The sequence below is a fragment of the uncultured Subdoligranulum sp. genome (assembly GCF_963931595.1).
In the GTDB taxonomy this organism is placed as follows: Bacteria; Bacillota; Clostridia; order Oscillospirales; family Ruminococcaceae; genus Gemmiger.
Map to the genome: position 1 here is coordinate 709,803 of NZ_OZ007030.1, position 25,947 is coordinate 735,749.

General features: G+C 57.4%; 19 protein-coding genes, 3 tRNA genes and 3 rRNA genes. 20 read left to right on the forward strand and 5 right to left on the reverse strand.

All coding sequences use genetic code 11. The features are described 5' to 3' along the window. The first annotated feature begins 162 nt into the window (after window positions 1-162). A complete protein-coding gene (locus ABGT73_RS03350; RefSeq protein WP_346668424.1) occupies window positions 163-990 on the forward strand; it encodes an RICIN domain-containing protein in 828 nt (275 codons plus the stop codon). A 146-nt stretch (window positions 991-1,136) separates the two neighbouring features. Here ABGT73_RS03350 and ABGT73_RS03355 read toward each other — a convergent pair whose 3' ends face one another. Then, the gene (locus ABGT73_RS03355) at window positions 1,137-1,721 is read right to left on the reverse strand and encodes an HDIG domain-containing metalloprotein (RefSeq protein ID WP_346668425.1); all 585 of its coding nucleotides are present in this window, start codon (window positions 1,719-1,721) and stop codon (window positions 1,137-1,139) included. 30 nt (window positions 1,722-1,751) lie between these two features. Further along, window positions 1,752-4,460 (reverse strand): valine--tRNA ligase, encoded by a 2,709-nt coding sequence (locus ABGT73_RS03360; protein ID WP_346668426.1) that lies wholly within the window; start codon window positions 4,458-4,460, stop codon window positions 1,752-1,754. Window positions 4,461-4,941: 481 nt separating this feature from the next. Here ABGT73_RS03360 and ABGT73_RS03365 point away from each other — a divergent pair, with 481 nt between their 5' ends. The 12 genes from ABGT73_RS03365 (at window position 4,942) to ABGT73_RS03420 (ending at window position 15,167) form a co-directional block, all read left to right on the forward strand. After that, complete coding sequence (locus ABGT73_RS03365; protein WP_346668427.1) at window positions 4,942-5,598, forward strand: VanZ family protein; 657 nt, start codon at window positions 4,942-4,944, stop codon at window positions 5,596-5,598. Further along, window positions 5,595-6,893: a folylpolyglutamate synthase/dihydrofolate synthase family protein gene (locus tag ABGT73_RS03370; RefSeq protein WP_346668428.1), complete on the forward strand. Its 1,299-nt coding sequence runs from the start codon at window positions 5,595-5,597 to the stop codon at window positions 6,891-6,893. Before ABGT73_RS03365 ends, ABGT73_RS03370 begins: the two co-directional genes overlap by 4 nt. 110 nt (window positions 6,894-7,003) lie before the next feature. Next, window positions 7,004-7,300 (forward strand): anti-sigma factor antagonist, encoded by a 297-nt coding sequence (locus ABGT73_RS03375; RefSeq protein ID WP_346668429.1) that lies wholly within the window; start codon window positions 7,004-7,006, stop codon window positions 7,298-7,300. A gap of 12 nt (window positions 7,301-7,312) precedes the next feature. Beyond that, on the forward strand, window positions 7,313-7,747 hold the full coding sequence (gene spoIIAB, locus ABGT73_RS03380; RefSeq protein WP_346668430.1) for an anti-sigma F factor: 435 nt from the start codon (window positions 7,313-7,315) through the stop codon (window positions 7,745-7,747). Window positions 7,748-7,778: 31 nt separating this feature from the next. After that, window positions 7,779-8,477 carry a sigma-70 family RNA polymerase sigma factor gene (locus ABGT73_RS03385; RefSeq protein ID WP_346668431.1) on the forward strand — a complete coding sequence of 233 codons (699 nt, stop codon included), beginning with the start codon at window positions 7,779-7,781 and terminating at the stop codon, window positions 8,475-8,477. Between the two features lie 575 nt (window positions 8,478-9,052). Further along, window positions 9,053-10,581, forward strand: a 16S ribosomal RNA gene (locus tag ABGT73_RS03390). A 269-nt stretch (window positions 10,582-10,850) separates the two neighbouring features. Then, window positions 10,851-10,926 (forward strand) — tRNA-Ala (locus ABGT73_RS03395). Window positions 10,927-10,929: 3 nt separating this feature from the next. Continuing rightward, a tRNA-Ile gene (locus tag ABGT73_RS03400) sits at window positions 10,930-11,006 on the forward strand. Window positions 11,007-11,388: 382 nt separating this feature from the next. Further along, window positions 11,389-14,221: ribosomal RNA gene (locus ABGT73_RS03405) — 23S ribosomal RNA — on the forward strand. A 97-nt stretch (window positions 14,222-14,318) separates the two neighbouring features. After that, window positions 14,319-14,435, forward strand: a 5S ribosomal RNA gene (gene rrf, locus ABGT73_RS03410). Together the 16S, 23S and 5S rRNA genes with 3 tRNA genes alongside form the textbook arrangement of a ribosomal RNA operon. Before the next feature lie 12 nt (window positions 14,436-14,447). After that, window positions 14,448-14,522: transfer RNA gene (locus ABGT73_RS03415), tRNA-Glu, on the forward strand. Window positions 14,523-14,735: 213 nt separating this feature from the next. Then, window positions 14,736-15,167, forward strand: coding sequence for a cupin domain-containing protein (locus ABGT73_RS03420; protein ID WP_346668432.1), 432 nt, complete (start codon window positions 14,736-14,738; stop codon window positions 15,165-15,167). A gap of 124 nt (window positions 15,168-15,291) precedes the next feature. On the opposite strand, the gene ABGT73_RS03425 is transcribed toward ABGT73_RS03420, so the two are convergent. Beyond that, window positions 15,292-15,924, reverse strand: coding sequence for a helix-turn-helix transcriptional regulator (locus ABGT73_RS03425; protein ID WP_346668433.1), 633 nt, complete (start codon window positions 15,922-15,924; stop codon window positions 15,292-15,294). 215 nt (window positions 15,925-16,139) lie between these two features. Here ABGT73_RS03425 and ABGT73_RS03430 point away from each other — a divergent pair, with 215 nt between their 5' ends. After that, on the forward strand, window positions 16,140-16,397 hold the full coding sequence (locus tag ABGT73_RS03430) for an oxidoreductase membrane subunit (RefSeq protein WP_346668434.1): 258 nt from the start codon (window positions 16,140-16,142) through the stop codon (window positions 16,395-16,397). Window positions 16,398-16,458: 61 nt separating this feature from the next. Here ABGT73_RS03430 and ABGT73_RS03435 read toward each other — a convergent pair whose 3' ends face one another. After that, the gene (locus ABGT73_RS03435; protein WP_346668435.1) at window positions 16,459-17,016 is read right to left on the reverse strand and encodes a manganese efflux pump MntP family protein; all 558 of its coding nucleotides are present in this window, start codon (window positions 17,014-17,016) and stop codon (window positions 16,459-16,461) included. 288 nt (window positions 17,017-17,304) lie between these two features. Here ABGT73_RS03435 and ABGT73_RS03440 point away from each other — a divergent pair, with 288 nt between their 5' ends. Together ABGT73_RS03440 and ABGT73_RS03445 are read left to right on the forward strand one after the other, a co-directional pair. After that, a complete protein-coding gene (locus tag ABGT73_RS03440; protein ID WP_346668436.1) occupies window positions 17,305-18,123 on the forward strand; it encodes a Cof-type HAD-IIB family hydrolase in 819 nt (272 codons plus the stop codon). 3 nt (window positions 18,124-18,126) lie between these two features. Next, window positions 18,127-19,083 carry an exonuclease domain-containing protein gene (locus ABGT73_RS03445; protein WP_346668437.1) on the forward strand — a complete coding sequence of 319 codons (957 nt, stop codon included), beginning with the start codon at window positions 18,127-18,129 and terminating at the stop codon, window positions 19,081-19,083. A gap of 63 nt (window positions 19,084-19,146) precedes the next feature. Here ABGT73_RS03445 and ABGT73_RS03450 read toward each other — a convergent pair whose 3' ends face one another. Then, window positions 19,147-19,986 carry a DegV family protein gene (locus ABGT73_RS03450; protein WP_346668438.1) on the reverse strand — a complete coding sequence of 280 codons (840 nt, stop codon included), beginning with the start codon at window positions 19,984-19,986 and terminating at the stop codon, window positions 19,147-19,149. A gap of 183 nt (window positions 19,987-20,169) precedes the next feature. On the opposite strand from ABGT73_RS03450, the gene ABGT73_RS03455 reads away from it, so the two are divergent. The 4 genes from ABGT73_RS03455 (at window position 20,170) to glgD (ending at window position 25,849) form a co-directional block, all read left to right on the forward strand. Continuing rightward, window positions 20,170-21,174 (forward strand): GDSL-type esterase/lipase family protein, encoded by a 1,005-nt coding sequence (locus ABGT73_RS03455; protein WP_346668439.1) that lies wholly within the window; start codon window positions 20,170-20,172, stop codon window positions 21,172-21,174. A 235-nt stretch (window positions 21,175-21,409) separates the two neighbouring features. Beyond that, window positions 21,410-23,425 (forward strand): 1,4-alpha-glucan branching protein GlgB, encoded by a 2,016-nt coding sequence (gene glgB / locus ABGT73_RS03460; RefSeq protein ID WP_346668440.1) that lies wholly within the window; start codon window positions 21,410-21,412, stop codon window positions 23,423-23,425. 82 nt (window positions 23,426-23,507) lie between these two features. Further along, window positions 23,508-24,731 carry a glucose-1-phosphate adenylyltransferase gene (locus ABGT73_RS03465; RefSeq protein WP_346668441.1) on the forward strand — a complete coding sequence of 408 codons (1,224 nt, stop codon included), beginning with the start codon at window positions 23,508-23,510 and terminating at the stop codon, window positions 24,729-24,731. Further along, window positions 24,725-25,849 carry a glucose-1-phosphate adenylyltransferase subunit GlgD gene (gene glgD / locus ABGT73_RS03470; protein ID WP_346668442.1) on the forward strand — a complete coding sequence of 375 codons (1,125 nt, stop codon included), beginning with the start codon at window positions 24,725-24,727 and terminating at the stop codon, window positions 25,847-25,849. Before ABGT73_RS03465 ends, glgD begins: the two co-directional genes overlap by 7 nt. Window positions 25,850-25,947: the final 98 nt, after the last annotated feature.

Genomic DNA, 25,947 nt, shown 5'->3' on the forward strand with positions numbered 1-25,947 from the left:
ATTTTTTGTGCAAAATGCCGCAACAGCGACGAAAAGTTGACGAATTGGAAAAAAGTGGCTATAATAGACAGCGTAGCCACGTACATTTGGCGTGGAACACTATGCGGCCCGAGGGATCGAGCACATCGAAGCGGCCGCTCAACGTATTAGGAGGAATCCGATATGGCACCGAAAAAGAAAGTTTCTCAGACTGTACTTACCGACGGTAAGTTCTATACCATCAGCGCAGCCAACGGCAAGGTCGTGGAAGTGGCTGACTATAACATCGACAACGGCGCAAAGATCCAGCTGTGGGACAACGTGAACGCCGAGTGGCAGCAGTGGAATTTCGTGGCCGCCGGCGACGGCGTCTACCGCATCCAGAACCGTTTCACCGGCAAGATGCTGGACCTGGACTGCGGCGGCGTCAGCGACGGCACCCGCGTCCATCAGTGGGAGGGCGCCCCGGCGTCCAGCCAGCTGTGGGTGGTGGAGCCGTCCAATGACGGCCGCGTCAAGATCAAGTCCAACCTGGCCGGCAAGCTGCTGGACGTGGTGGGCATGAACACCGACAACGGCGCTGCCCTGCAGATCTGGCGGGACGAGAACGGCACCACTCAGTACTGGACCATCAGCGAAGTGACCCGCAAGCCCAAGGCCAGCGCCAAAGCCAGTGCTGCCAAGGCCAAGGCGGAACTGACTGCCGCCGCGGTGGATGCGGCCGAGGAAGTCGTCAAGGCTGTCAAGAAGGCCAGCACCAAGCCCGCCGCCAAGAAGGCTGCCAAGGCGGTCAACGATACCCTCAAGGCCGTCACCGAGACCGTCAAGCCTGCCGCCGGTGAAGCGGTCAAGGCGGCGAAGCCGGTGGTCAAGGAAGCCGTCAAGGCTGCCAAGCCCGTGGTGGAAGAGGCTGTCAAGGCCGTCAGCGAGGCTGTGAAGCCCGCGGCCAAGAAGACTGCCGCCAGGAAGCCGGCTGCCAAGAAGACCACCACCAAGAAGGCCAGCAAGTAATTCGGCTGATTCTTATCCCTTTGCAATTTTGTGTTGGAACGAGTGAGTCCCCGTGCCCTGCGGCGCGGGGACTTTTTTGTCGGCCATAAAAAATACCGGAACTTCCTTCCAGAAGTTCCGGTATTTGATTTATGGAAAAACGAGATTTACAGCGCTTCCATGGCGGTGCGGATCTCCGCCTCGCTGGCGCGCATGGCCTGCAGCGTCTTGTCCAGCAGGGTATCCAGCTCCCAGCCCAGCATCTCGGCGCCCTGACGGATCACGTCACGGGAGCAGCCGGCGGCAAATTTCTTGTCCTTGAATTTCTTCTTCAGACTGGACAGTTCCATGTCGGTGCAGCTCTTGCTGGGACGCATCCTGGCGGCTGCTCCGATGAGCCCGGTCAGCTCATCGGTGGCAAAGAGCACCTTTTCCATCTCGTGCTCCGGTTTGACCTCGCTGCACAGGCTGTAGCCGTGGCTGCACACCGCATGGGTCAGCGCTTCGCTGGCGCCGGCGGCGGGCAGGATCTCGGCAGCCTTGGTGCAGTGCTGGTCGGGATATCGCTCAAAATCCACATCGTGCAAAAGACCGCACAGTGCCCAGAAATCGGCGTCGGCGCCGTAGCCCAGCTCGCCGGCAAACCACCGCATGACGGCTTCCACCGTCAGGGCGTGCTGCAGATGAAAGGGCTCCTGGTTGTATTCCCGGACCAGCGCCCAGGCCTGTTCCCGTGTCATACCTGCTTCCATTGGTCAATCGCTCCTTTGCAAAACGGCGGGTCAGCCCAGCGCCTGGATGGAATCCCGGATCTTCGCGGCCTTCTCCTGGGCGGCGGCCAGTTTGGCGCGGGTATCCTCCACCAGCTTGGCCGGGGCCTTCTCCACAAACTTCGGGTTGTTCAGCTGATTCTGGAACATGGCGGTTTCCTTCTCGGCCTTGGCCAGTTCCTTGTTCAGACGGGCAAGCTCCTTGTCACGGTCGATCAGCTCCATCATGGGGATGAAGCCGCGGGCATCGGGGGTGGCCACCGTGACCATGCCCTGGGTGGTGCCCTCGTACTTGGCGGTCAGCGTCACGTCGGTGGCGAAGGCAAAGCGGGCCAGGTAGGCGCCGCCCTTCTCAAAGGCGGCAGGGGAGGCGGTCTCGATGATCATGGTGGTCTTCTTGGCGGGATGCACGTTCATCTCGCTGCGCATGGCACGCACAGCCTTGATGTAGTCCATCAGCTTCTCAAAATCGGCACATTCGTCGGCCCACACCTTCATCTCCAGGTTGCCGGGCCAGGTCTCCAGCATGATGGTCTCGCCGCTGCCGGGAAGCGCCTGGTAGATCTCCTCGGTGATGAAGGGCATGAAGGGATGCAGCAGCTTCAGGGCCTTGTCCAGCACGTAGACCAGCACCTTGCGGGCGGTGTCGGCCTGGACGGCGTCGTCGCTGTTCAGACGGGACTTGCAGATCTCGATATACCAGTCACAGTAGACTTCCCAGATGAAGTTCTCCACCTTCTCGGCGGCCAGACCCAGCTCATACTTGTCCAGGTTGGCAGTGGCCTCGGCGGCCACCTTGGCCAGCTCGGAGAGGATCCACTTGTCGCTCATGTCCAGCAGGGACTCCTCCGGCATACCGGGCTGGAAGTCCTCCGGCAGGTTCATCAGCACAAAGCGGGCGGCGTTCCACAGCTTGTTGGCAAAGTTGCGGCTGGCGGTGACCTTCTCCTCGCTGTAGCGCATGTCGTTGCCGGCGGTGGAACCCACGATCAGCATCATGCGCAGCGCGTCGGCACCGTACTGGCCGATGACCTCCAACGGGTCGATGCCGTTGCCCAGGCTCTTGGACATCTTGCGGCCCTGGCTGTCGCGGACGATGCCGTGAATCAGCACGGTGTCAAAGGGCGCCTTGCCGGTGTAGGCCAGACCCGAGAAGATCATGCGGGACACCCAGAAACCGATGATGTCGTAGCCGGTGACCAGCGTGTTGGTGGGGTAGAAGTAGTTGTAGTCTGCGGCCTTCTCGTCGGGCCAGCCCAGGGTGGAGAAGGGCCACAGGGCGGAGCTGAACCAAGTGTCCAGCGTGTCGGGATCCTGGGTCAGATGGGTGCTGCCGCACTTGGGGCAGACCGACGGGGCTTCCTTGGTAACTACCGTCTCGCCGCAGTCGTCGCAGTACCAGGCCGGAATCTGATGGCCCCACCACAGCTGACGGCTGATGCACCAGTCGCGGCCGCCCTTCATCCAGTTGATGTAGTTCTTGGTGAACCGCTCGGGCACGAACTTGATGTCGCCCTTTTCCACGGCCTCGATGGCGGGGATGGCCAGCGGTTCCATCTTGACGAACCACTGCTTGGAGACCATGGGCTCGATGACCGAGTGGCAGCGGTAGCAGGTGCCCACGTCATGGGTGATGCTCTCGGTCTCCTTCAGGGCGCCGCAGGCTTTCAGGTCGGCCAGAATGGCCTTGCGGGCCTCCATGGCGGTCATGCCGGCATACTTGCCGCAGTCCAGCACATCGGGCTCGTCGGAAGCAGCACGCCCGGCGGCCTTCTCGGCGTCCACGGCGGCCTTGTCGGCGGCGCCGGTCATGTGGCCGTCGTAGGTCAGCACCCGGATCATCGGCAGGTTGTGGCGTTTGCCCACCTCAAAGTCGTTGGGGTCATGGGCGGGGGTGATCTTCACCACGCCGGTGCCCTTTTCCATGTCGGCGTGCTCGTCGCAGACGATGGGAATCTCCCGGTTCAGCAGCGGCAGAATCACATGGCAGCCGTGCAGGTGGGTGTAGCGCGGGTCGTCGGCGTTGATGGCCACGGCGGTATCGCCCAGCATCGTCTCGGGACGGGTGGTGGCCAGCTCCAACGTTTCGCCGGTTTCCTTTACTTTATACAGCAGGTGCCAGAAGCTGCCCTCCTTGGCCTCGTACTCCACCTCGGCGTCCGAGATGGAGGTGTTGCAATGGGGGCACCAGTTGACCATCCGGTTGCCGCGGTAGATCAGGCCCTTGTTGTACAGCCGCACAAACACTTCCTTGACGGCATCGGAGCAGCCCTCGTCCATGGTGAAGCGCTCCCGCTGCCAGTCGCAGGAGCAGCCCAGCTTCTTCAGCTGGCTCACGATGCGGTTGCCGTAGGTGTTCTTCCAGGCCCAGGCGCGCTCCAGGAACCCGTCGCGGCCCACCATCTCCTTGGTGAGGCCCTCTTCCCGCATCTTGGCCACCACCTTGGCCTCGGTGGCGATGGACGCATGGTCGGTGCCCGGCACCCACAGGGCGGCGTAGCCCTGCATCCGCTTGTAGCGGGTCAGGATATCCTGCCAGGTCTCATCCATGGCATGGCCCATGTGCAGCTGGCCGGTGACGTTGGGCGGCGGCATCACGATGGTGAACGGCTTCTTGCTGCGGTCGATCTGGGTGTGGAAATACCCTTTGTCGCACCAGTTCTGGTAGATGCGATCCTCGGCGCCTTGGGGCGCGTACTGTTTGGCGAGTTCTTTCGGCATAAACAAAACCTCCTGGTCTGTGTTGCGGGGCTGTTTTCTGGCAAACAAAAAGACCGCCCCATGAACGATCATGGGACGGCCTGAAAATATCAAGTCGCGGTACCACCCAAATTGCCTTGGAAAAGGCCTCTTTGCGGCAGAGCAACCACCCCGCCTGCCCGGATAACGGCGGCAAACCCGGGCACGGCTAGCCAGCCGGTTCACCGTGCCTGCTCAAAAGTGACAGCAACCCTGCCCACTTTGCCGGACTTGCACCCGACGCCGGCTCTCTGGATAAGCGGAACAAAGCGCACTCTTTCTCATCGCATTTTTATATAACGTATCCTACCGCACCCGTTGGCGGTTGTCAAGTGAAAAATTTCGGGAATCGGCGCGGTTCCGCCGGTTTTTCCGGCGATTGGCTTGCCGTGACGGTAAGGGGGTGCTATAATATCGTTTTACAGAGGTGTATTTGGTTCAAGTATATGATATAAGGAGCACTATGGAAAGACAAAAAACAAGTCCGTGGCTCATTGCGTTCCGGGTGATTTTTACCATCGCCCTGCTGGCCTGCATTGCCTACATCTTCCGCAATTCGCTGCAGACCGGCGCGCAGTCCTCGCTGCGCAGCCAGGAGGTCATGCACGCCGTCAACAGTGCGCTGGGCAGGGTTCATCTGGGCCCCATGTCCGAGCATACCATCCGTAAGATCGCCCATTTCCTGGAATTCTCCATGGAAGGTTTTCTGCTCATGCTCTGCCTGCGGGTGTATACCGCCCACTTTGTCCGGCACATGAGCTGGCCTTTGCTGGTGGGCATGAGCACGGCGGTGATGGATGAAACCATCCAGCTGTTCATTCCCAACCGCACTTCGATGGTGACTGATATCTGGATCGACATGATGGGTGTCGTGGCAGGCCTGCTGGTGGCCCTGATCATCCTGCTGATCGTGCGGCTGCTGATGGCCTTTGCCCGGATCGAATCGGAAAACCGGGCGCTGCGGGAGGAACGGGAAGAACTGCGGCGTGCGCGCCAGGAGGCGGAGCACGAGCGTCTGGCGGAACGTGCCGCCCACCGTGCTTACGAGGCGCAGTTCGGGTCGGGAGAACGGCCTGCCGCGGGAGAATGGGATGAGGACAAGGAGGAACAGTCGGAATGACGACCCAACAAGCAATGGAAGCCCTGCATGCACTGCCCCGGCTGGGCAGCGGCAAACCCGGACTGGAGCGGATGCGGAATCTGCTGGCACACCTGGGCAACCCCGAGGAGCAGCTGCAGTGCGTGCATATTGCCGGCACCAACGGCAAGGGCAGCCTGGCGGCCATGACCGCCGCCATCCTGACGGCCGCCGGTTACAAGACCGGCCTGACCATCAGTCCCTATGTGGTGGATTTCCGGGAGCGGTTCCAGATCGACGGCGAGATGATCCCGCCCCGCACCCTGGCCTCGCTGACGCAGAAGGTGCTGGATGCCATCGCCGCCATCCACGAGGAGGGCGGGGAGGCCCCGGTGCAGTTTGAGGCCATCACGGCACTGGCTTTGCTGTGGTTTGCCCGCGAAAAGTGTGATCTGGTGGTGCTGGAGACTGGTCTGGGCGGCCGGTACGATGCCACCAACGTGGTGCCGCACACACTGGTGGCGGCCATCACCAAGATCGGCTATGACCATATGGAACTGCTGGGGGATACCCTGGACAAGATCGCGGCGGAAAAGGCCGGTATCATCAAGGAAGGCTGTGCGGTAGTCTGCTATCCCGACCAGCCGGCCGAGGCCATGGGTCCCATTCTGACGGCGGCGGCCGAGGCCCACACCAGCATCATCACGCCGGAGCTGGAGGATATCCGTCAGCTGCCCGGCAAAAGCCTGGAGAACCGCATCGACTACGGCGGATACCAGGCGGCCCTGGGATTCCCGGGGGCGCATCAGGCCAACCATGCCGCCATGGCGGTGGAGATCGCCCTGGCGCTCTGGCGTGAATACGGATATGAAATCTCCGACGACGCCATCATGCAGGGGCTGGAGGCTGCCCGCATGCCGGCCCGTATCGAGGTGCTGCGCCGTCATCCGCTGCTGCTTCTGGACGGCTGCCACAACCCGGACGGTACCCGCGCCCTGGCGCAGACGCTGCAGAAGGCCAAATATGACGAGAACCTGGTGGGTGTGCTGGGTATGCTGGCCGACAAGGATTATAAGCAGATGCTGGAGATCCTGGCGCCCTGTTTTGCCAAGGTGTATACCGTGACGCCGGATTGCCCGCGGGCGCTCACAGGGGAGGACCTGCAGAAGGAAGCCCGGTTCCACATGGATGCCGAAGCAGCGGGCACCGTACCGGAGGCCCTGCGCAAGGCGGTGCGCTACGCCGAGGACAACAACCTGGCGGGCGTGGTGGTCTGCGGTTCGCTGTACCTGGCGGCCGAGGCGCGGCCCTGGCTGCTCAAGGAAGCGGAAAAATAATGCGGTACCGACCGCTTGCAACAAAATATTTACTGGGAAGCCTGTATCGTAAGGATACAGGCTTTTTTATATTGTTTCGCATCATCCGCAACGAAAAGAGGACAAACCGTATGGCCAAGGTGTGTTTTGTGCCGGGCAGCGGCACGCTGGCTGCCTATCTCAGCGGCGAGATCGATCATCATGCCGCCCAGTCCCTGCGCAGGGAGATCGACGCTCAGGTGGACGACCGTCTGCCCGAACTGCTGACGCTGGATTTTTCCGGCGTCACCTTCATGGATTCCTCTGGCGTGGGACTGATTCTGGGCAGGGACCGGCATATTGCCTCCCTGGGCGGGCGGCTCACCGTACAGAACCCGCCGCCCACCGTGCGGCGAATGCTGGATCTGGCCCACATTACTTATGCCTGAGAGGACTTTGCCATGAAAATGCTCAATCAAGTCAAGATTACCTTTGCCAGCCGCTCGGTGAACGAGGGCTTTGCCCGGGCGGCGCTGGCGGCGTTTCTGGTGCAGCTGGATCCCACGGTGCCCCAGCTGGCCGATCTGAAGACGGCGGTCTCGGAGGCGGTCACCAACTGCATCGTACATGCCTACCCGGACGCCATCGGCCCCATCACCATGACGGCCGGACTATATGAAGGGGGCCTGGTGCGGATCACCATCAGCGACCGCGGCGTGGGCATCGAGGATGTTCCCAAGGCTATGGAACCTATGTATACCACCGGCGACCCGTCGGAGCGGGCAGGGCTGGGATTTGCGGTCATGCAGAGTTTTATGGATAAAGTCCGGGTTTCCTCCACGCCGGGCAAGGGCACCCGCGTCACGCTGACCAAACGGCTGGAGGCCCGCGATTGACCCTTACATATATAGTAAAGGGGGAACCGCTATGCCTGCACAGAGCATTGAGCTGCTGCCGCGCGCGGAATTTATTGAGAAAAATCTGGGGCTGGTGCATGCCTGCGCCGGACGCTTCAAGGGGCGCGGCATTGAATATGAGGAACTGTACGCAGCCGGTTGCCTGGGACTGGTCAAGGCATGCGACGGGTTCGATACAGGCCGGGGTGTCTGCTTCTCCACTTATGCTGTGCCAGTCATCCTGGGGGAGATCAAAAAGCTGTTCCGGGACGGCGGCACCGTCAAGGTCAGTCGTTCTCTCAAAGAACTGGGATTGAAAATCAACGCTGAACGGGAACGCTGTCTGAAAAAGACGGGGCAGGAGCCCGGTGTGACCCAGCTGGCGGAAACCTTGCAGACAACGCCCGAACAGATCGCACTGGCCATACGTGCTTCGCTGCCGGCCATCTCCCTGACGCCCACCGATGAAGAGGACGGGCAAAGGGAATGGGATGTGCCGGTGGAATCCCCGGAGGAGAGCCTGTCCGATCGGATCGGCCTTGCGGAGGTGATGGACAAGCTGTCGCCCAGTGACCGCCAGATGATCCGGCTGCGCTTCTTTGGGGGACGCACCCAGAGCGAAACGGCGAAAGTATTGGGGACCACACAGGTACAGGTCTCGCGGAGGGAACGCAAGGTTCTCAAATGGATGCGGGCAGAACTGCTTGGGGAGAGCCTTCCGGCGTTATAATGCAATAAAGATAAGCGTGCGTTCGTCAGAATGCACGCTTTTTGTTTAAGAAATTGTGCTTCTCAACAAAAGTAGGACTTCTGTATTGACAGATGCAAAGAAAATGTGGTATGATACGCCTACCATCACAAGAAAAGGCGATGTAACGTCCTTCTGAAAGAAATGCGAAAAAAATCGCAAAAAATCTGAAAAAAGGTGTTGACAAACGCTTTACGGGGTGGTATTATAGTCAAGCTGTCCGGCGCGAGAGCGACACAGACGGCCGCTGAAAACCGCATAACAACAGCCTTTGAAGGCTTTTCGGAAGCTTGGTTCCCGAAAAAAACTTCAAAAAAATCTCAAAAAAGTTCTTGACAAACGGAACTTCATGAGATATAATAAATAGGCTGTAGCGCGAGATGCGAACAGCGAGCAGGACCTTGAAAATTGAACAAAACTGAAACTTGTGGAACCTTATCGTGGGTTTGGAAACCCACGTAAATCAATTCCAAATTACAAGTAATTCAAACAGGACGCAAGCGATTGTGTCTGAGTGATTTACAAGATTAAACACTTATAAAGTGATTTAATACCATTTTATAAAGAGTTTGATCCTGGCTCAGGACGAACGCTGGCGGCGCGCCTAACACATGCAAGTCGAACGGAGTTAATTTGGTTGAAGTTTTCGGATGGATACCGATTTAACTTAGTGGCGAACGGGTGAGTAACGCGTGAGTAACCTGCCCTGGAGTGGGGGACAACAGTTGGAAACGACTGCTAATACCGCATAAGCCCACGATCCGGCATCGGATTGGGGGAAAAGGATTTATTCGCTTCAGGATGGACTCGCGTCCAATTAGCTAGTTGGTGAGGTAACGGCCCACCAAGGCGACGATTGGTAGCCGGACTGAGAGGTTGAACGGCCACATTGGGACTGAGACACGGCCCAGACTCCTACGGGAGGCAGCAGTGGGGGATATTGCACAATGGGGGAAACCCTGATGCAGCGACGCCGCGTGGAGGAAGAAGGTTTTCGGATTGTAAACTCCTGTCGTTAGGGACGAATATTGACGGTACCTAACAAGAAAGCACCGGCTAACTACGTGCCAGCAGCCGCGGTAAAACGTAGGGTGCAAGCGTTGTCCGGAATTACTGGGTGTAAAGGGAGCGCAGGCGGACCGGCAAGTTGGAAGTGAAATCTATGGGCTCAACCCATAAATTGCTTTCAAAACTGCTGGCCTTGAGTAGTGCAGAGGTAGGTGGAATTCCCGGTGTAGCGGTGGAATGCGTAGATATCGGGAGGAACACCAGTGGCGAAGGCGACCTACTGGGCACCAACTGACGCTGAGGCTCGAAAGTATGGGTAGCAAACAGGATTAGATACCCTGGTAGTCCATACCGTAAACGATGATTACTAGGTGTTGGAGGATTGACCCCTTCAGTGCCGCAGTTAACACAATAAGTAATCCACCTGGGGAGTACGACCGCAAGGTTGAAACTCAAAGGAATTGACGGGGGCCCGCACAAGCAGTGGAGTATGTGGTTTAATTCGAAGCAACGCGAAGAACCTTACCAGGTCTTGACATCCGATGCATAGTGCAGAGATGCATGAAGTCCTTCGGGACATCGAGACAGGTGGTGCATGGTTGTCGTCAGCTCGTGTCGTGAGATGTTGGGTTAAGTCCCGCAACGAGCGCAACCCTTATTGCCAGTTACTACGCAAGAGGACTCTGGCGAGACTGCCGTTGACAAAACGGAGGAAGGTGGGGATGACGTCAAATCATCATGCCCTTTATGACCTGGGCTACACACGTACTACAATGGCGTTTAACAAAGAGAAGCAAGACCGCGAGGTGGAGCAAAACTCAAAAACAACGTCTCAGTTCAGATTGCAGGCTGCAACTCGCCTGCATGAAGTCGGAATTGCTAGTAATCGCGGATCAGCATGCCGCGGTGAATACGTTCCCGGGCCTTGTACACACCGCCCGTCACACCATGAGAGCCGGGGGGACCCGAAGTCGGTAGTCTAACCGCAAGGAGGACGCCGCCGAAGGTAAAACTGGTGATTGGGGTGAAGTCGTAACAAGGTAGCCGTATCGGAAGGTGCGGCTGGATCACCTCCTTTCTAGGGAGTCAGACATTCAGTCAAAGCTGGTCTTTGAGTGAATGGACAGGGGATCAAGTTTCAGTATTGTTCAATTTTGAGGGATCCTGATGCCTCCGAATCTATGATTCGGAATCGCGCAAGGCGCGATGCAGCAGGCGGCGAAGCGCAAGCGGAGCCGAACCTACCAGATCGGCCACCGAACAGGTGGCTTGATGGAAGTAGATTCTGCGGTGGATACCTCAAAAAAGCATAAGGGACAGCGAAACCCGAAACGCTGATAAAGGCGCGGGGGTATAGCTCAGTTGGGAGAGCACCTGCTTTGCAAGCAGGGGGTCAAGGGTTCGAATCCCTTTATCTCCACCATTTGGGCTGATAGCTCAGCTGGTTAGAGCACTCGGCTGATAACCGAGAGGTCGATGGTTCGAGTCCATTTCAGCCCACCACTGGTTATCCAGTGCGCTGGGTAACCCAAAACCTTATGCGAGACCCTCGAGGGTATACGAAGCGAAACGAGCCCCTTCGGAGCGAGTTGAGCGAGTATAACACACTCGATGGTCGAGTCCGGCGGACGAAAGTCCGAAGGACAGATGTACCTTGAAAACTGAATATAGAACTGCGAAATGAGATTTTAAGCTAGTAAAATTCCTGATTTTTTATAAAATCTATGATTTCACCAAGCGGTAGTCGCCACTGGTTCAAAGGAATCAATTCGGCGACATACGATGCTTCTGGAATTTTTTCTTCGAAAAAATTGCGAAACATCGTAAAATCTCGTTGGCAAATGGAGAATCTGAAAAGAGATATGTTTATCGAGAGATAAACAACGGTCAAGCTACAAAGGGCGCAAGGAGAATGCCTTGGCACTGGGAGCCGATGAAAGACGTGGTAAGCTGCGATAAGCCTTGGGGAGGAGCAAACATCCTTTGATCCAGGGATTTCTGAATGAGGAAACTCAACAGAGCTCATACTCTGTTATCCTGCACTGAATCCATAGGTGCAGGAGGGGAACCGCCTGAACTGAAACATCTAAGTAGGGCGAGGAAGAGACATCAACCGAGATTCCGTTAGTAGTGGCGAGCGAACGCGGAAGAGGGCAAACCGGAAGGAGAAATCCTTCCGGGGTACGGACCGCTTTTAGGACCCAAGCTGTTAGCCGAATGGTGTGGGAAAGCCATCCGGAGAGTGTGAGAGACACGTAGGCGAAAACGGCGAGGGCTGCGCGAGTTCCAGAGTACGGCCAGACACGTGAAACCTGGTCGGAAGATGGGGGGACCACCCTCCAACCCTAAATACTACCCAGTGACCGATAGCGTATAGTACTGTGAAGGAAAGGTGAAAAGGACCCCGGGAGGGGAGTGAAAAAGAACCTGAAACCTTGTGCCTACAAGCACATAGAGCACATCAACGTGTGATATGGTACTTTTTGTAGAACGGTCCGGCGAGCGATTGTACGTTGCAAGCTTAAGCACTTCAGGTGCGGAGGCGTAGCGAGAGCGAGTCTGAATAGGGCGTTTAAGTAGCGTGCAATGGGCCCGAAACCGGGTGACCTACCCATGATCAGGCTGAAGTGAAAGTAAAATTTCATGGAGGGCCGAACCGACCTCCGTTGAAAAGGCGGCGGATGAATTGTGGGTAGCGGAGAAATTCCAATCGAACTCGGAGATAGCTGGTTCTCCCCGAAATAGCTTTAGGGCTAGCCTCATGTTAGATACCCGGAGGTAAAGCACTGAATGGCCTAGCGCCCGAGAGGGTAGCGAAGCCTATCAAACTAAGAATGCCGGAGTATCGATGCATGGGAGTCAGACAGTGTGAGATAAATCTCATTGTCAAAAGGGAAACAGCCCAGATCTACAGCTAAGGTCCCAAATTGTATCTAAGTGGAAAACGATGTGAAAATACACAGACAACCAGGATGTTGGCTCAGAAGCAGCCACTCATTTAAAGAGTGCGTAATAGCTCACTGGTCGAGCGTCTTTGCGCGGAAAATTTAACGGGGCTAAGATACAAACCGAAGCTTAGGCTGCACCGTAAGGTGCGGGGTAGGGGAGCGTTGTGTACGCGGAGAAACGATAGCGTAAGCGGTCGTGGAGTGTACAGAAGTGAGAATGCCGGAATGAGTAGCGCGAATGCAGTGAGAATCTGCATGGCCGGAAACCTCAGGTTTTTGGAGGAAGGTTCGTCCGCTCCAAGTTAGGCGGGAGCTAAGGTGAGGCCGAAAGGCGTAGCCGATGCACAGACGGTAGAGATTCCGTCCCCACCGAAAGATTTAAGCGCAGGGACACTTTTTGAAGGTCAGAGCCGGGTGTTGGTTCCGGTAGTGATCGAGGGAAATTTAGTACCGAAGTCTGGCTGAATGAGAGGCGAGAAAAGCTGCGTGTATATCTAAGGTGCCCGTACCGCAAACCGACACAGGTAGGTAGGAAGAAGATTCTAAGGCCAACGGGAGAAGGGTTGTTAAGGAACTCGGCAAGTTGACCCCGTAACTTCGGAATAAGGGGTGCTCACGAGAGTGAGCCGCAGAGAATAGGCCCAGGCAACTGTTTACCAAAAACACAGGTTTGTGCTAAATCGAAAGATGACGTATACGAGCTGACGCCTGCCCGGTGCTGGAAGGTTAAAAGGAGATGTGCAAGCATTGAATTGAAGCCCCAGTGAACGGCGGCCGTAACTATAACGGTCCTAAGGTAGCGAAATTCCTTGTCAGGTAAGTTCTGACCCGCATGAAAGGCGTAATGATCTGGGCACTGTCTCAACAGCCCGCCCGGCGAAATTGTAGTACCGGTGAAGATGCCGGTTTCCCGCGACAAGACGGAAAGACCCCATGGAGCTTTACTGTAGCCTGATATTGGGTTTCGGTGTTGCATGCACAGGATAGATGGGACGCTAGGAAGCTAGGGCTTTGGCCTTAGTGGAGCGGACGTTGGGATACCATCCTTGCGACATTGGAATTCTAACCTGCGCCCTTGAATCAGGGCGGGGGACATTGTCAGGCGGGCAGTTTGACTGGGGCGGTCGCCTCCTAAAATGTAGCGGAGGCGTTCAAAGGTTCGTTCGATCTGGACGGAAACCAGATGAAAGAGTGCAAACGCATAAACGAGCCTGACTGCGAGACTGACGGGTCGAGCAGAGACGAAAGTCGGAGTTAGTGATCCGGTGGTATGTGAGTGGAAATGCCATCGCTCAACGGATAAAAGTTACCCTGGGGATAACAGGCTGATCTCCCCCAAGAGTCCACATCGACGGGGAGGTTTGGCACCTCGATGTCGGCTCATCGCATCCTGGGGCTGAATTCGGTCCCAAGGGTTTGGCTGTTCGCCAATTAAAGCGGTACGCGAGCTGGGTTCAGAACGTCGTGAGACAGTTCGGTCCCTATCTGTCGTGGGCGCAGGATATTTGAAAGGCGCTGTCCCTAGTACGAGAGGACCGGGATGGACGAACCTCTGGTGCACCAGTTGTCACGCCAGTGGCACAGCTGGGCAGCTATGTTCGGATCGGATAAACGCTGAAAGCATCTAAGCGTGAAGCCGGCCTTAAGATAAGATATCCCACTGAGTCAATCAGGTAAGACCCCTTGAAGACTACAAGGTTGATAGGCACAATGTGTAAGTGGCGCGAGCCATTCAGCAAGCGTGTACTAATAGGTCGAGGGCTTGACCCCATCTTGATCAGATACTCTGTTTGCAAGCAGTTCGATATTCAGTTTTGAGGGTACATCCTCAACAAAAAGAGAAGCAGATGACAAGGTCATGTGCATGGCCGGTGTCGATGACGGTGAGGTTCCACCTGTTCCCATTCCGAACACAGAAGTTAAGCTCACTTGTGCCGAAGATAGTTGGCTGGAGACGGCCTGTGAAAATAGGTAGATGCCGGCTTCTCTTTTATATGGCCCGTTGGTCAAGCGGTTAAGACAGCGGCCTCTCACGCCGTTAACGTGGGTTCGATTCCCGCACGGGTCACCAGAAAATACCTGCTCGGTTTGAGCAGGTATTTTTCTTTTGCAAGAATTTGCAGAGCGGTATGCAACACAAGCATGCCGCTTTTATTTTCAGAAAAAGGACTTGACTTAAAGTGGACTTTAACTTGTATGATAAGGGTACAGAAACAAACAGTACCGCATCATAGCCGGGCCTTTTGCTTCTGCTTTTATAAACGACTTGCAGGAGGTAACGAAGATGAAAATGAACGATAAAGCGCAGTTCGAGAAACAGAATATATTTGGCACGGGCACTCCCAATGACGCCTATGCCCAGTATTTTGTGGGGCACTCTTTCCTGAATCCGCTGACCGATCCCAAGTGCGGCGTATTTCTGGCCAACGTTACCTTTGAGCCAGGATGCAGGAACAACTGGCATATTCATCATGCTGCGAAGGGCGGCGGGCAGATTCTGATCTGCACGGCAGGGGAAGGCTGGTATCAGGAGGAAGGAAAACCGGCTGTGAGCCTTGTCCCGGGCTCTGTCATAACCATTCCGCCGGAGGTGAAGCACTGGCACGGTGCCAAGGCGGACAGCTGGTTCAGTCATATTGCCATTGAGGTGCCGGGGGAAGGCTGCAGCAACGAATGGCTGGAGCCTGTTACCGAGGAACAATACGCGCGCCTGTAACTGCTGTTTCCTGTGAGTTTGGTTGCCAGGCATCTCGTGGGTTTTCTGACGGTTCAATGGCAGAAAATGCGCGGAAGGGATCATAAAAAGAAGGCGGCAGGTATCTTCCCGTCGCCTTGTTTCTCTAATTGAACATAAGAATCATGGCCTCTGCGAAAAGTGGCCCCAGAGCCAGCCAGGTATAACACAGATGAAAGGCAAGCTCCAGCCAGGGGAAGAGCCTAGGATGAAAAGTTCTTCCCCAGACGAAAAAGGAGTGCCGGAAGAAACCATGCTCGGCCGCTTTGCAGAGCTGCATCATCAGAGTGCCGAGCCCTATCGTGATGAGACAGGCAACGGGTTTGGACATGGTCAGGCTTGGTGTGAGAACACCGCTGTTTTCCAGATGCCACTTCACAGCGACCTGAGGGGGAAGGGCCAGCAGAATCCAGAGCGCCAGTCCCATGGTCAGCCAGAAGATGGCGTTGGCAACAGATGTCCACTGAATATGGCCCGGTATCATCAGGGAGAAAAAATCTTCCAGGGGCTGCCCGGCGTCCTCTCCGGTGCCGGAGTCTGCATGCATCAGCTGGGCCAGTGTCAACCCCAGGGCGTCTGCCAGGGGTTCCAGCGTGTTGATGTCGGGAAAACCCAGGCCCCGTTCCCAGCGGCTGACAGCCTTGTCAGTCACATGCAGCTGCTCTGCCAGGGCGTTCTGGGTCAGGCCTCTGTCTTTGCGGGTCTTGGCCAGAAATGCACCGAAAGCTTTTGCATCCATAGAAAAGTCCCCCTTCTTTGTGATAAAAGCATAACACGGAGCCGGGCCGAAGTAAACCGATGATTCGTTTACCTTCGCTGTACGGATGAAAAAGCCTGTTCCGGCCCAAATAACAGTGGTTCTTCCGTCAAAACACCTTGCGGCAGCGGGGGAGATCATGGTACAATGTAAAAAATCATACGGTGAAAGTTCACAGGAACAGGAGAAACTGTGCCATGGAAAAACTGACATTTGACAAGCTCGTTGTGGTGGGCATTGTGCTGATCGTCGCCGCCAATGGGCTGGCCTTTCTGTTTCATGCCGGCATTCTGGTGAATCTTGCCTGGATTGTATATGGGACGCTTGCTCTTTTGCACCCGGTCTGTCCGGCGCGATGGAAGAACAGTGACCGCGAGAAAAACGCGATTCTGGGCGTGAGGATAGCCGGCATCCTCTGCATTGCCATCGGGCTGCTGACACGTTTTGTCGTGTAATGAAAGCCCATAGTACAGCCAACAAAAAGGGACGGAGCTTCTGCTCCGTCCTTTTTGTCTATCAGAAAATGCCCAGACCGCTGAGCAGTGTTTTCAACCCGATGAGAATAAGCACAATGCCGCCCACCCGTTCTGCCGGTGCCCGGTATTTGTCGCCGAAGATGGCGCCCACCTTGACACCCAGCCCGGACAGCACACAGGTGATGCATCCGATCAGGAGCACAGCCGGAACAATCTCCACCTGCATGGCGGCAAAACTTACGCCCACCGCGAAGGCGTCGATGCTGGTGGCCACAGCCAGCGGCAGCATGGCCTTGGGGGAGTAGTCGTCGTTGAGGGATTCTTCCTCGCCGAAGCTCTCCTTGAACATGTTGGCGCCGATGATCGCCAGCAGAATAAAGGCGATCCAGGGGCCGAAGCGTGTCAGCAGGAAGGAAAAGCGGTCTCCCAGGAAATACCCCAGTGCCGGCATCAGCGCCTGGAACCCGCCGAACCATACCCCGCAGGTTAGGGCGTGGCGGAAACTCACCTTGCGGACGGACAAGCCCTTGCAGATGGAAACCGCAAAGGCGTCCATCGAAAGGCTGATGGCAATCAGGATCAGGTCGAACAGTGTCATAGCGAAAGCCTCCGTTTTGGAAAATAAAAAGAGACCCACCTGCCCCGCCAAAACGGAACAGGTAAGTCTCGTCATTTCAAGTTAAGCCAGAGCCCGAAGGCCCATTCTGTTGGCAGAACTGCACCGCCGTTGCTCCGCAGCGGTGCCGACTACTCCCTTACGCATTGCCAGTATCTTATCATGGCGGGGATGACTTTGTCAAGAGAAAATGCCGGGGGCTGATTGCGGCTTGCACAAAGCGTGGTTTTAGAGTACAATAGGCATAAACTGGACCAAGGGGACGGAAGTATGAAATACAAGGTATTAGCGCTGGATCTGGATGGCACACTGACCAACAGCGAGAAGATCATCACGCCGCGGACCAAGGCGGCGCTGCAGGAGGCGGCCCGGAGGGGCGTCTGCATTGTGCTGGCCAGCGGACGGCCGACGGTGGGCATCCAGCCGCTGGCGCGGGAGCTGGAGCTGGAAAAGTTCGGCGGCTGTATCCTGAGCTACAACGGCGGCAAGATCATCGACTGCAAGACCGGGAAAACGCTGGTGCAGCATGCCTTTCCGCCCGATCTGATCGGGCCGGTTTGCACTTTCAGCCGGTACTGGAATGTGGTGCCTCTGACCTATGACGCCGGCGGCATCGTGACGGAACACGCAGACAGCCCCTATGTGCAGGAGGAAGCGCGCATCAACAAGATCCCGGTGCGGGAAGTGCCGGATCTGCCCGCCGAGGTGCACTATCCCATCCACAAACTGCTGCTGACCGGCGACCCCGTGGACATGCCCCACGTGGAGGAACTGATGCAGCAGGAGTTTGCCGGCAAGCTGTCCATCTATCGGTCCCAGCCCTTTTTCATCGAGACGATGCCGCTGCATGTGGAGAAGGCGGCGTCTCTGGATTTGCTGCTGCGCAGTAAAGGACTGACGGCCCAGAACCTGATGGCCTGCGGTGATGGCTGGAACGATCTGCCGATGATCCGCTTTGCGGGCCTGGGGGTGGCCATGGGCAATGCCCAGGCGCCGGTGAAGGCTGCGGCGGACTGCCTGACAGCGGACAACGACCACGACGGCGTGGGGCTGGCCGTGGAACAGTATATTTTGAACGAGGAGAACTGATCCGTGAATCTGATCGTTTTTGATTTGGAATGGAACATCGGGTATCAGCCCAGGACGTTCCAGTACCATGGAACGGAATTGACCATGCGCGGCGAGATCATACAGATCGGCGCGGCGCGCATCAATGACCGCGGGGATGTGCTGGATACCTTTGAAGTGAATCTGCGGCCGCGAATTTTCCGCAAGCTGCAGCATCATATTGCCAAGGTGACCGGGCTGAGCCAAGGGGACCTGGACGCGGGCCTTCCCATGAAAGAGGGCCTGCAGAAGTTCCTGGACTGGGCAGGGCCGGATGCGGAACTGGCCGAGTGGGGACTGGACGATGTGCCGGTGCTCAAGCAGAATCTCTTCCTCAACGGGCTGGACGAGAGCTGGCCCGCGCGGTGGTATGACCTGCAGCGGATTTTCCTGAAGACCTACCCGCGCAAGGAAGGGGAGGGCATGACGCTGGAGAGCGTGGTGGATCGGCTGGGCATCCCCAAGGAGGAACCCTTCCACAACGCCCTGGACGATGCGCTGTACACGGCGCGGGTCTGCCGCAAGCTGCCGCTGGCCGAAGGCCTGGCCACCTATCCCACCGATGAGGAACTGCTGCGGGAAGCGCTGCTGGGAGATGACACCGCGGCGCGGGACGTGCAGGTATTCCCGGACCGCCTGGACCACGACGACTACCGCAACGCGCCGGAACTGAACCGGGTCAACTGCCCGGAGTGCGGCACACCGCTGACCCACGATGAGGTATGGCTCAAGCGCGGCAATACCGGGTATTACACCCGCAGCACCTGCCCGTACTGCGGACCCTGGTACGTGCGGTTCAAGCTCAGCCGGCGCGACGGCCTGCACTGGAGCTTCGGGCGCTGCACCGATCCGGCCACGCCGGAGGCGGATGCCCGCTGGAACAAACAGCGCGCCGCCTTTGTGGAGCGGATGAAGAAAAAGAAAGAGCGCGAACAGGCATAAGAAAAAGTCCCGGGGAAACCGGGACTTTTTTGTTGCATCGTATGGGACCGGAAAAACCGGGCATCAATAGGTAATGATGAGGCCCTGATCCTGGGCATAGAAGCTGCACAGGCCGGAGCAGGGCAGGATCCGCACCGTGGCCTCCGGCCACTTGGTGTGAATGCCGTGTTCCAGCAGTTTGGCGGCGTTCATATTGTTGCACTGGCTGATGAGCACCGGATGGATGCCGTCGAACTTGTCCTCGTCCATCTGCTCCAGAATCCGGGCCAGCACCCGGTTCTCACCGCGGGTTTTGAAGAAGAAGTCAATCTTGCCGTCATGGGTGCGGCGGCCCAGAACGCGCATGTTCAGCCGCCCGGCGATGAAGCCCACCACCCGGTTGACGCGCCCGTTTTTGGCAAGGTTGTCAAAGCTGGCCAGTGCGAACAGGATGTGGGTGGTGGCGGCAAATTTCTTCAGGGCAAAGCAGACATCCTCAAAGCCAAGTCCCTCGCCGATCAGTTTGTTGGCCAGCTCGGCGGCATCGCCCAGCGCACCGGCACAGCTCAGGGTGTCCAGAATGAAGATCTGCTTTTCGGGGTGTTCCTCCAGGACCATCTCCCGGGCGGAAAGCGCCGCGTTGTAGCTGCCCGAAAGGCTGCTGCTGATGGTCAGCGCAATGACTTTGTCCGCCTGGAGGAAGTATTCGGCCCACTCCTCGGGGCTGGGGCAGGCGCTGGTACTGGCCCCGTTGTAATCGGTCATGGCCTGCAGCATCTGCGGTACGTTCAGCGTTGGCAGGTCCACATACTCCCGTTCCCCGATCCGGATCTTGAAGGGAACCAGGGCAAACTGCACCCCGGGGGCCGGATGCTGCAGTCCCCGGATCTCACAGGAACTGTCGGATACGATCATCCACGCCATAAAGCAGCGCCTCCTTTGAAGAAGTCATTCTCTTTTTATTATAGGGGGCGGGGACGAAGCCGTCAAGTGAAAGATAGGCGACAGATCGGACGGGATTGTAAAAGATTGGCGGGCCCCTTGCCCCTGCCCGGCAAACGCGCTATAATAGAGGCATCACAATGCAACAAACATCAGGAGCTTTACATGGCTGATTTTTATACCTACCGCAATGAATTCGCCCGGCGCCGCCGCAAACGCCGCGCGGTTTTGGTTCTGGTCATTCTGCTGGCGCTGCTGTGTGCGGCGGCCGGCTGGTTCTGGCATCAGAAACAGGGCACGGCAGAGGACACGCCGGCTTCCACGGCCACGCCCGCCGTTACGGCCACGCCGGAGCAGTCCGCCACGCCCCAGCCCGCAGCGGCCACCGGAAAATCCCCGGAGCGCATCCTGCAGGCTGTGGATACCGCCACCTGGAATACCTCCACGGCGGTGGCACAGACCATCGACACCGAATATCTCAATACCGATCACCGGATGATCGGCGTCCCCATGCTGGGCACCGTCACCAACCAGTATTTTGATACGGTCACCTTTGTGGGGGACAGCATCGCCTCGGGCCTGGGTATCTATACCACCGGTTACCCCAACGCCCACTATGCGACCTATATCGGCGCGGGTGTCAACAGCTTCGTCAACAACACCACGATGAAGAATGCCGTCACCAATATCGAGGAAACGCCCATGGAGACCATCGTGGCCAGCCAGCCCGACTATGTCTATATCCTGGTGGGCACCAACAACCTGGTGACCCAGGGCAACGAGGAGAGTTTCCTGGCTTTCTATGAGCGTCTGATCGACATGCTGCGGGAACAGCTGAACCCGGGGGTTATCTACTACATCCAGGCGATCCCCGGCGTGCAGGAGACCGTTGTGCAGTCCAAGCCAGGACTGGACAACGCCCGCATTGCCACCGTCAATGATCTGCTGGCCAATCTGGCGCTGCGGAAGGGCTGCTATTTTGTCAACATCCGCGAAGTGCTGACCAACCCGGCGGACGGCAGCCAGATCGACGATTATCAGACAGCGGACGGTGTGCATTTCACGCCCTCGGGCTACCGCGCCTGGGCGGAGTATCTGGCCACCCACACGGTGTGGAACCGCCGCAGCCTGTACAGCGGACAAAATCCCTACTATATTTACGGAGCATAATTCTTAAACAACCCTGCGTAAGGTGTAAAAAGTACCTTGCGTGGGGCTTTTTTGTATAACAATACAACATTGTAACAAGACGTGTGTCGAATTTGCACAAATCATAAAAGACAGGGCAGAAATTTTTAGAGGTTTATTACAGAAAAAACTTGAAATTCATTCCTGAAACAGGTAATATAGTAATAGCCAAATACATGGGACTGCGTATAAACGCAGCCTAAAAGGGGAGATCACGTTGAAGCAAGGCAAACAGACACCCAAGAGTTCTGACTTGCCCATTTATTTGTTCCGTCAGGGCAATAATCAGGAAGCATACCGGTATTTCGGTGCGCATCTTTGCGAGCAGGACGGCCAGGCCGGCGCAGTGTTCCGTGTCTGGGCGCCCCATGCCAACGCAGTCGCGGTCGTGGGCGATTTCAACAACTGGGCGCCGGGGGACCATCCGATGCAGAAGGTGGCCGACGGCATCTGGGAGCTGTTCATTCCGGGCATCAAGGAATACGATGTCTATAAATACTGCATCACCACCGCTGCGGATGAGCTGATTTACAAGGCGGACCCCTATGCCTTCCATACCGAGACCCGGCCTTCCAACGGCAGCAAGGTCTACGATATCGAAGGGTATCCCTGGGGGGATGACGCCTGGAACAAGGCGGAGGAAAAGCGGGATGTCATCAACAGCCCGATGTCCATTTACGAGCTGCAGGCCGGCAGCTGGAAGATGAAGGATCCCGAGAACGGGGTGCCCTACAACTATTCCGAACTGGCCGACCAGCTGGTACCCTACATAAAGGAGATGGGCTACACCCATGTGGAATTGCTGCCCATCACCGAGTATCCCTTTGACGGCAGCTGGGGCTATCAGGTTACGGGCTATTTTGCGCCCACCAGCCGGTACGGCACGCCCAAGGACTTCATGGCCTTTGTGGACAAGCTGCACCAGGCGGGCATCGGCGTGATTCTGGACTGGGTCCCGGCCCACTTCCCGAAGGACGCCTACGGTCTGTACATGTTTGACGGCGCCCCCTGCTATGAGGACCCCAACCCCCGCCGCGGCGAGCACAAGGAATGGGGCACGATGGTCTTCAACTACGGCATGAACGAGGTGGCCAGCTTCCTGATGTCCAGCGCCATGTTCTGGATCGAGAAGTACCATGTGGACGGCCTGCGGGTGGATGCCGTGGCCAGCATGCTGTACCTGGACTACAACCGCCGCGACGGCGAGTGGGAGCAGAATGTGAAGGGCGGCAAGGAGAACCTGGAAGCCATCGCCTTCCTGCAGAAACTGAACACCGCCGTGCTGACCCGCCACCCCCACAAGATGATGATTGCCGAGGAATCCACGGCCTGGCCGCTGGTGACCAAACCGGCGGCGGACGGCGGCCTGGGCTTCAACTTCAAGTGGAACATGGGCTGGATGAACGACATGCTCAGCTACATGAAGACCGACCCGCTGTTCCGTGCCGGCAACCACGGCAAGGTGACCTTCAGCTTCTTCTATGCCTTCAGCGAGAATTTTGTGCTGCCCATCAGCCACGACGAGGTGGTGCACGGCAAGTGCAGCCTCATCAACAAGATGCCCGGCGATTACGAGGAAAAGTTCGCCAACTTGCGCACCTTCTATGGCTACATGATGGCCCATCCCGGCAAGAAGCTGCTCTTCATGGGGCAGGAGTTCGGCCAGTTCATCGAGTGGGACGAGAAGAAGCAGCTGGACTGGATGCTGCTGGGCTACGACAAGCACCGCCAGCTCCAGAGCTATGTGAAGGATCTGAACCACTTCTACCGCGATACGCCGGCCATGTGGCAGGTGGATTACAGCTGGGAAGGGTTCCAGTGGATCGTGCCGGATGACAACCAGCAGAGCGTCATCGCGTTCCTGCGCCGGGATGCCGAGGGCAAGATGATCATGATCGTCTGCAACTTCAACCCGGTGCTGCGGGAGAATTACGAGATGGGCGTGCCCAATCCCGGCAGCTACAAGGAGATCCTCAACTCGGATGATCCCAAGTACGGCGGTTCCGGCGTGACCAACGGCACGGTGCGCAGCAAGAAGGGCGAGATGCACGGCTTTGAGCAGCATGTCTCGCTGACGCTGCCGCCGCTGTCCACCATGTACTTCCAGGTCCCGGCGGCCCGCAAGCCCCGCGCCCAGAAGGAGGAGGCTGCGCCGGCCAAAGCGCCTGCCAAGGCCAAAAAGGCAACCACTGCCAAGCGCACCCGCACTACCAAAGCCAAACCGCAGGCCTAAGCGGCTCCTGCGTGATGGATAGATCGCATACCCAGAGTCTAGAAGAAATGGCGTAAGCCAGAAATTTAAGGGGAGAAATCTTATGGCAAAAGAAATGATCGCAATGATCCTGGCCGGCGGCCAGGGATCGCGCCTGTATGCGCTGACCCAAAAGCTCGCCAAGCCTGCAGTTCCGTTTGGCGGAAAGTATCGTATCATCGACTTCCCGCTGTCCAACTGCGTCAACTCCGACATTGATACGGTGGGCATCCTGACCCAGTATCAGCCGCTGGTCCTGAACGAGTACATCGGCAACGGCCAGCCGTGGGACCTGGACCGCCTGCATGGCGGCGTCCATGTGCTGCCGCCCTACCAGCAGGCCTCCGGCTCCGACTGGTACAAGGGCACGGCCAACGCGATCTATCAGAATATTTCCTTCATCGACCGGTATGATCCCAAGTATGTGATCATCCTGTCCGGTGACCAGATCTGCAAACAGGATTACTCCGACTTCCTGCGCTTCCACAAGGAGAAGGACGCCGAGTTCTCGGTGGCCGTCATGGAAGTGCCCTGGAGCGAGGCTTCCCGCTTCGGCCTGATGGTTACCGACGAGAACGACAAGATCAACGAGTTCCAGGAGAAGCCGAAGAACCCGAAGTCCAACCTGGCTTCCATGGGCATCTACATCTTCAACTGGGACATCCTGAAGAAGTACCTCACCGAGGACGAAGCCGATCCCAACTCCGAGAACGACTTCGGCAAGAACGTCATCCCCAACCTGCTGCGTGACGGCCGCCGTATGTACGCCTATCACTTCAGCGGCTACTGGAAGGACGTGGGCACCATCTCCAGCCTGTGGCAGGCCAACATGGAGGTGCTGGACCCCAGCCACTCCGGCATCAACCTGTTTGATGAAAACTGGAAGATCTACTCCCGTAACTCGGGCAAACCCTGCCAGCGCATCGGCAACGACGCGACCATCGTGAACTCGATGATCTCGGAAGGCTGCCGCGTGGACGGTACGGTCAACAACTCCATCCTGTTCCCCGGCGTCGTCGTGGAAAAGGGCGCCACGGTGGAAGCTGCCGTGGTGATGGGCGGTACCGTGATCAAGGCGGGCGCCAGCGTCAAGCACTGCATCGTGGCGGAAAATGTCACGATCGAGGAGGGCGCTACTGTGGGCGCCATGCCCGAGGGAGGCCTGAACATCGCCGAACCCGGTGATGTCGCCACCGTCGGCTCCGATGTGGTCATCGGCAAGGGCGCGACGGTCGGCCCCAAAGCAATGGTCTCCAGCGATGTAAAGGATGGTGAGGAACAATGGTAAACAGCAACATCAACGCTCTCGGCGTCGTTTTCGCCAACACCTATGATAATCTTGTTCCCGAACTGGTGGCGGAGCGCACGATGGCCTCCATTCCGTTCGGCGGCCGTTATCGTCTGATCGACTTCACGCTGTCCAGCATGGCCAACGCCGGCATCGACAACGTATCGATCATTGTCCGTAAGAACTACCACTCCCTGATGGACCACCTGGGCGCCGGCCGTGAATGGGACCTGACCCGCAAGCGCGGCGGTCTGAACATTGTGCCTCCCTTTGCCGAGCGCAGCGTCAAGATGTACTCCGGCCGTGTGGACGCCATCGAGAGCATCCTCTCCTGGCTGGAAGCCCAGAAGGAGCGGTATGTGATCCTGTCGGATTCCTACATTGCCGTCAACTTTGACTTCGGCAAGCTGGTCGAAGAGCATGTGGCCAGCGGCGCCGATGTGACGATGGTCTACAACCGTGCCCCCATCCCCGAGGGTGCCCGCAGCGACAACTACACCATCCGGGTGGACGATGACGGCCGCGTGGCCGAGATCCTGTCCAATGACTACCGTCTGGGTGAGCAGAACCTGTCGATGAACATGTATGTCATCGAGCGGGAGAGCCTGATCCACCTGATCCATGACGCGTCGGTCCGGGGCCTTGTCTACTTTGAGCGGGATATCCTGGCGCGAAACCTCAAGCTGCTCAACGTCCATGCCTTTGAGTTCAAGGGCTATGTGGCGCGCATCTCGGATATGAAGAGCTACTTCGACGAGAATATGCGGCTGCTGGAGCCCGGCAGCATGGAAGCGCTGTTCGGCGGTGCCCCCATCTACACCAAGATTCGTGACGATAACCCCACGCGGTACCTGGAAGGCAGCACGGTGAAGAACAGCCTGCTGGCCGACGGCTGCGTCATTGAAGGCACCGTGGAGAACTGCGTGCTGTTCCGTGGCTGCCAGGTCAAGAAGGGCGCCGTGGTCAGAAACTGCGTGCTGATGCAGGATACCGTGGTGGAGCCGGACAGTGTGGTGGAATATGTGGTCACCGACAAGAACGTGCACATCACCGAGGGCAAGAAGCTGACCGGTACCGATACCTTCCCGGTCTTCATTGCCAAGAACCACAGCGTATAAGAGCTCATAGAGGCTGTTCTCCTTCTCCCCGGAAACATGCCTGGATGAGAGGGACGGGGAGACCGTACAGTCTGCCCGTCCCTCTATTTTTTGAATCA

Coding starts and splice junctions, on each gene's coding strand:
- ABGT73_RS03385 (WP_346668431.1), top strand. CDS start 7,779: ATGCCTGCACAGAGCATTGAGCTGCTGCCGCGCGCGGAATTTATTGAG.
- ABGT73_RS03370 (WP_346668428.1), top strand. CDS start 5,595: ATGACGACCCAACAAGCAATGGAAGCCCTGCATGCACTGCCCCGGCTG.
- ABGT73_RS03440 (WP_346668436.1), top strand. CDS start 17,305: ATGAAATACAAGGTATTAGCGCTGGATCTGGATGGCACACTGACCAAC.
- spoIIAB (WP_346668430.1), top strand. CDS start 7,313: ATGAAAATGCTCAATCAAGTCAAGATTACCTTTGCCAGCCGCTCGGTG.
- ABGT73_RS03355 (WP_346668425.1), bottom strand. CDS start 1,721: ATGGAAGCAGGTATGACACGGGAACAGGCCTGGGCGCTGGTCCGGGAA.
- ABGT73_RS03360 (WP_346668426.1), bottom strand. CDS start 4,460: ATGCCGAAAGAACTCGCCAAACAGTACGCGCCCCAAGGCGCCGAGGAT.
- ABGT73_RS03365 (WP_346668427.1), top strand. CDS start 4,942: ATGGAAAGACAAAAAACAAGTCCGTGGCTCATTGCGTTCCGGGTGATT.
- ABGT73_RS03465 (WP_346668441.1), top strand. CDS start 23,508: ATGGCAAAAGAAATGATCGCAATGATCCTGGCCGGCGGCCAGGGATCG.
- ABGT73_RS03420 (WP_346668432.1), top strand. CDS start 14,736: ATGAAAATGAACGATAAAGCGCAGTTCGAGAAACAGAATATATTTGGC.
- ABGT73_RS03435 (WP_346668435.1), bottom strand. CDS start 17,016: ATGACACTGTTCGACCTGATCCTGATTGCCATCAGCCTTTCGATGGAC.
- glgD (WP_346668442.1), top strand. CDS start 24,725: ATGGTAAACAGCAACATCAACGCTCTCGGCGTCGTTTTCGCCAACACC.
- ABGT73_RS03450 (WP_346668438.1), bottom strand. CDS start 19,986: ATGGCGTGGATGATCGTATCCGACAGTTCCTGTGAGATCCGGGGACTG.
- ABGT73_RS03430 (WP_346668434.1), top strand. CDS start 16,140: ATGGAAAAACTGACATTTGACAAGCTCGTTGTGGTGGGCATTGTGCTG.
- ABGT73_RS03425 (WP_346668433.1), bottom strand. CDS start 15,924: ATGGATGCAAAAGCTTTCGGTGCATTTCTGGCCAAGACCCGCAAAGAC.
- ABGT73_RS03350 (WP_346668424.1), top strand. CDS start 163: ATGGCACCGAAAAAGAAAGTTTCTCAGACTGTACTTACCGACGGTAAG.
- ABGT73_RS03375 (WP_346668429.1), top strand. CDS start 7,004: ATGGCCAAGGTGTGTTTTGTGCCGGGCAGCGGCACGCTGGCTGCCTAT.
- ABGT73_RS03455 (WP_346668439.1), top strand. CDS start 20,170: ATGGCTGATTTTTATACCTACCGCAATGAATTCGCCCGGCGCCGCCGC.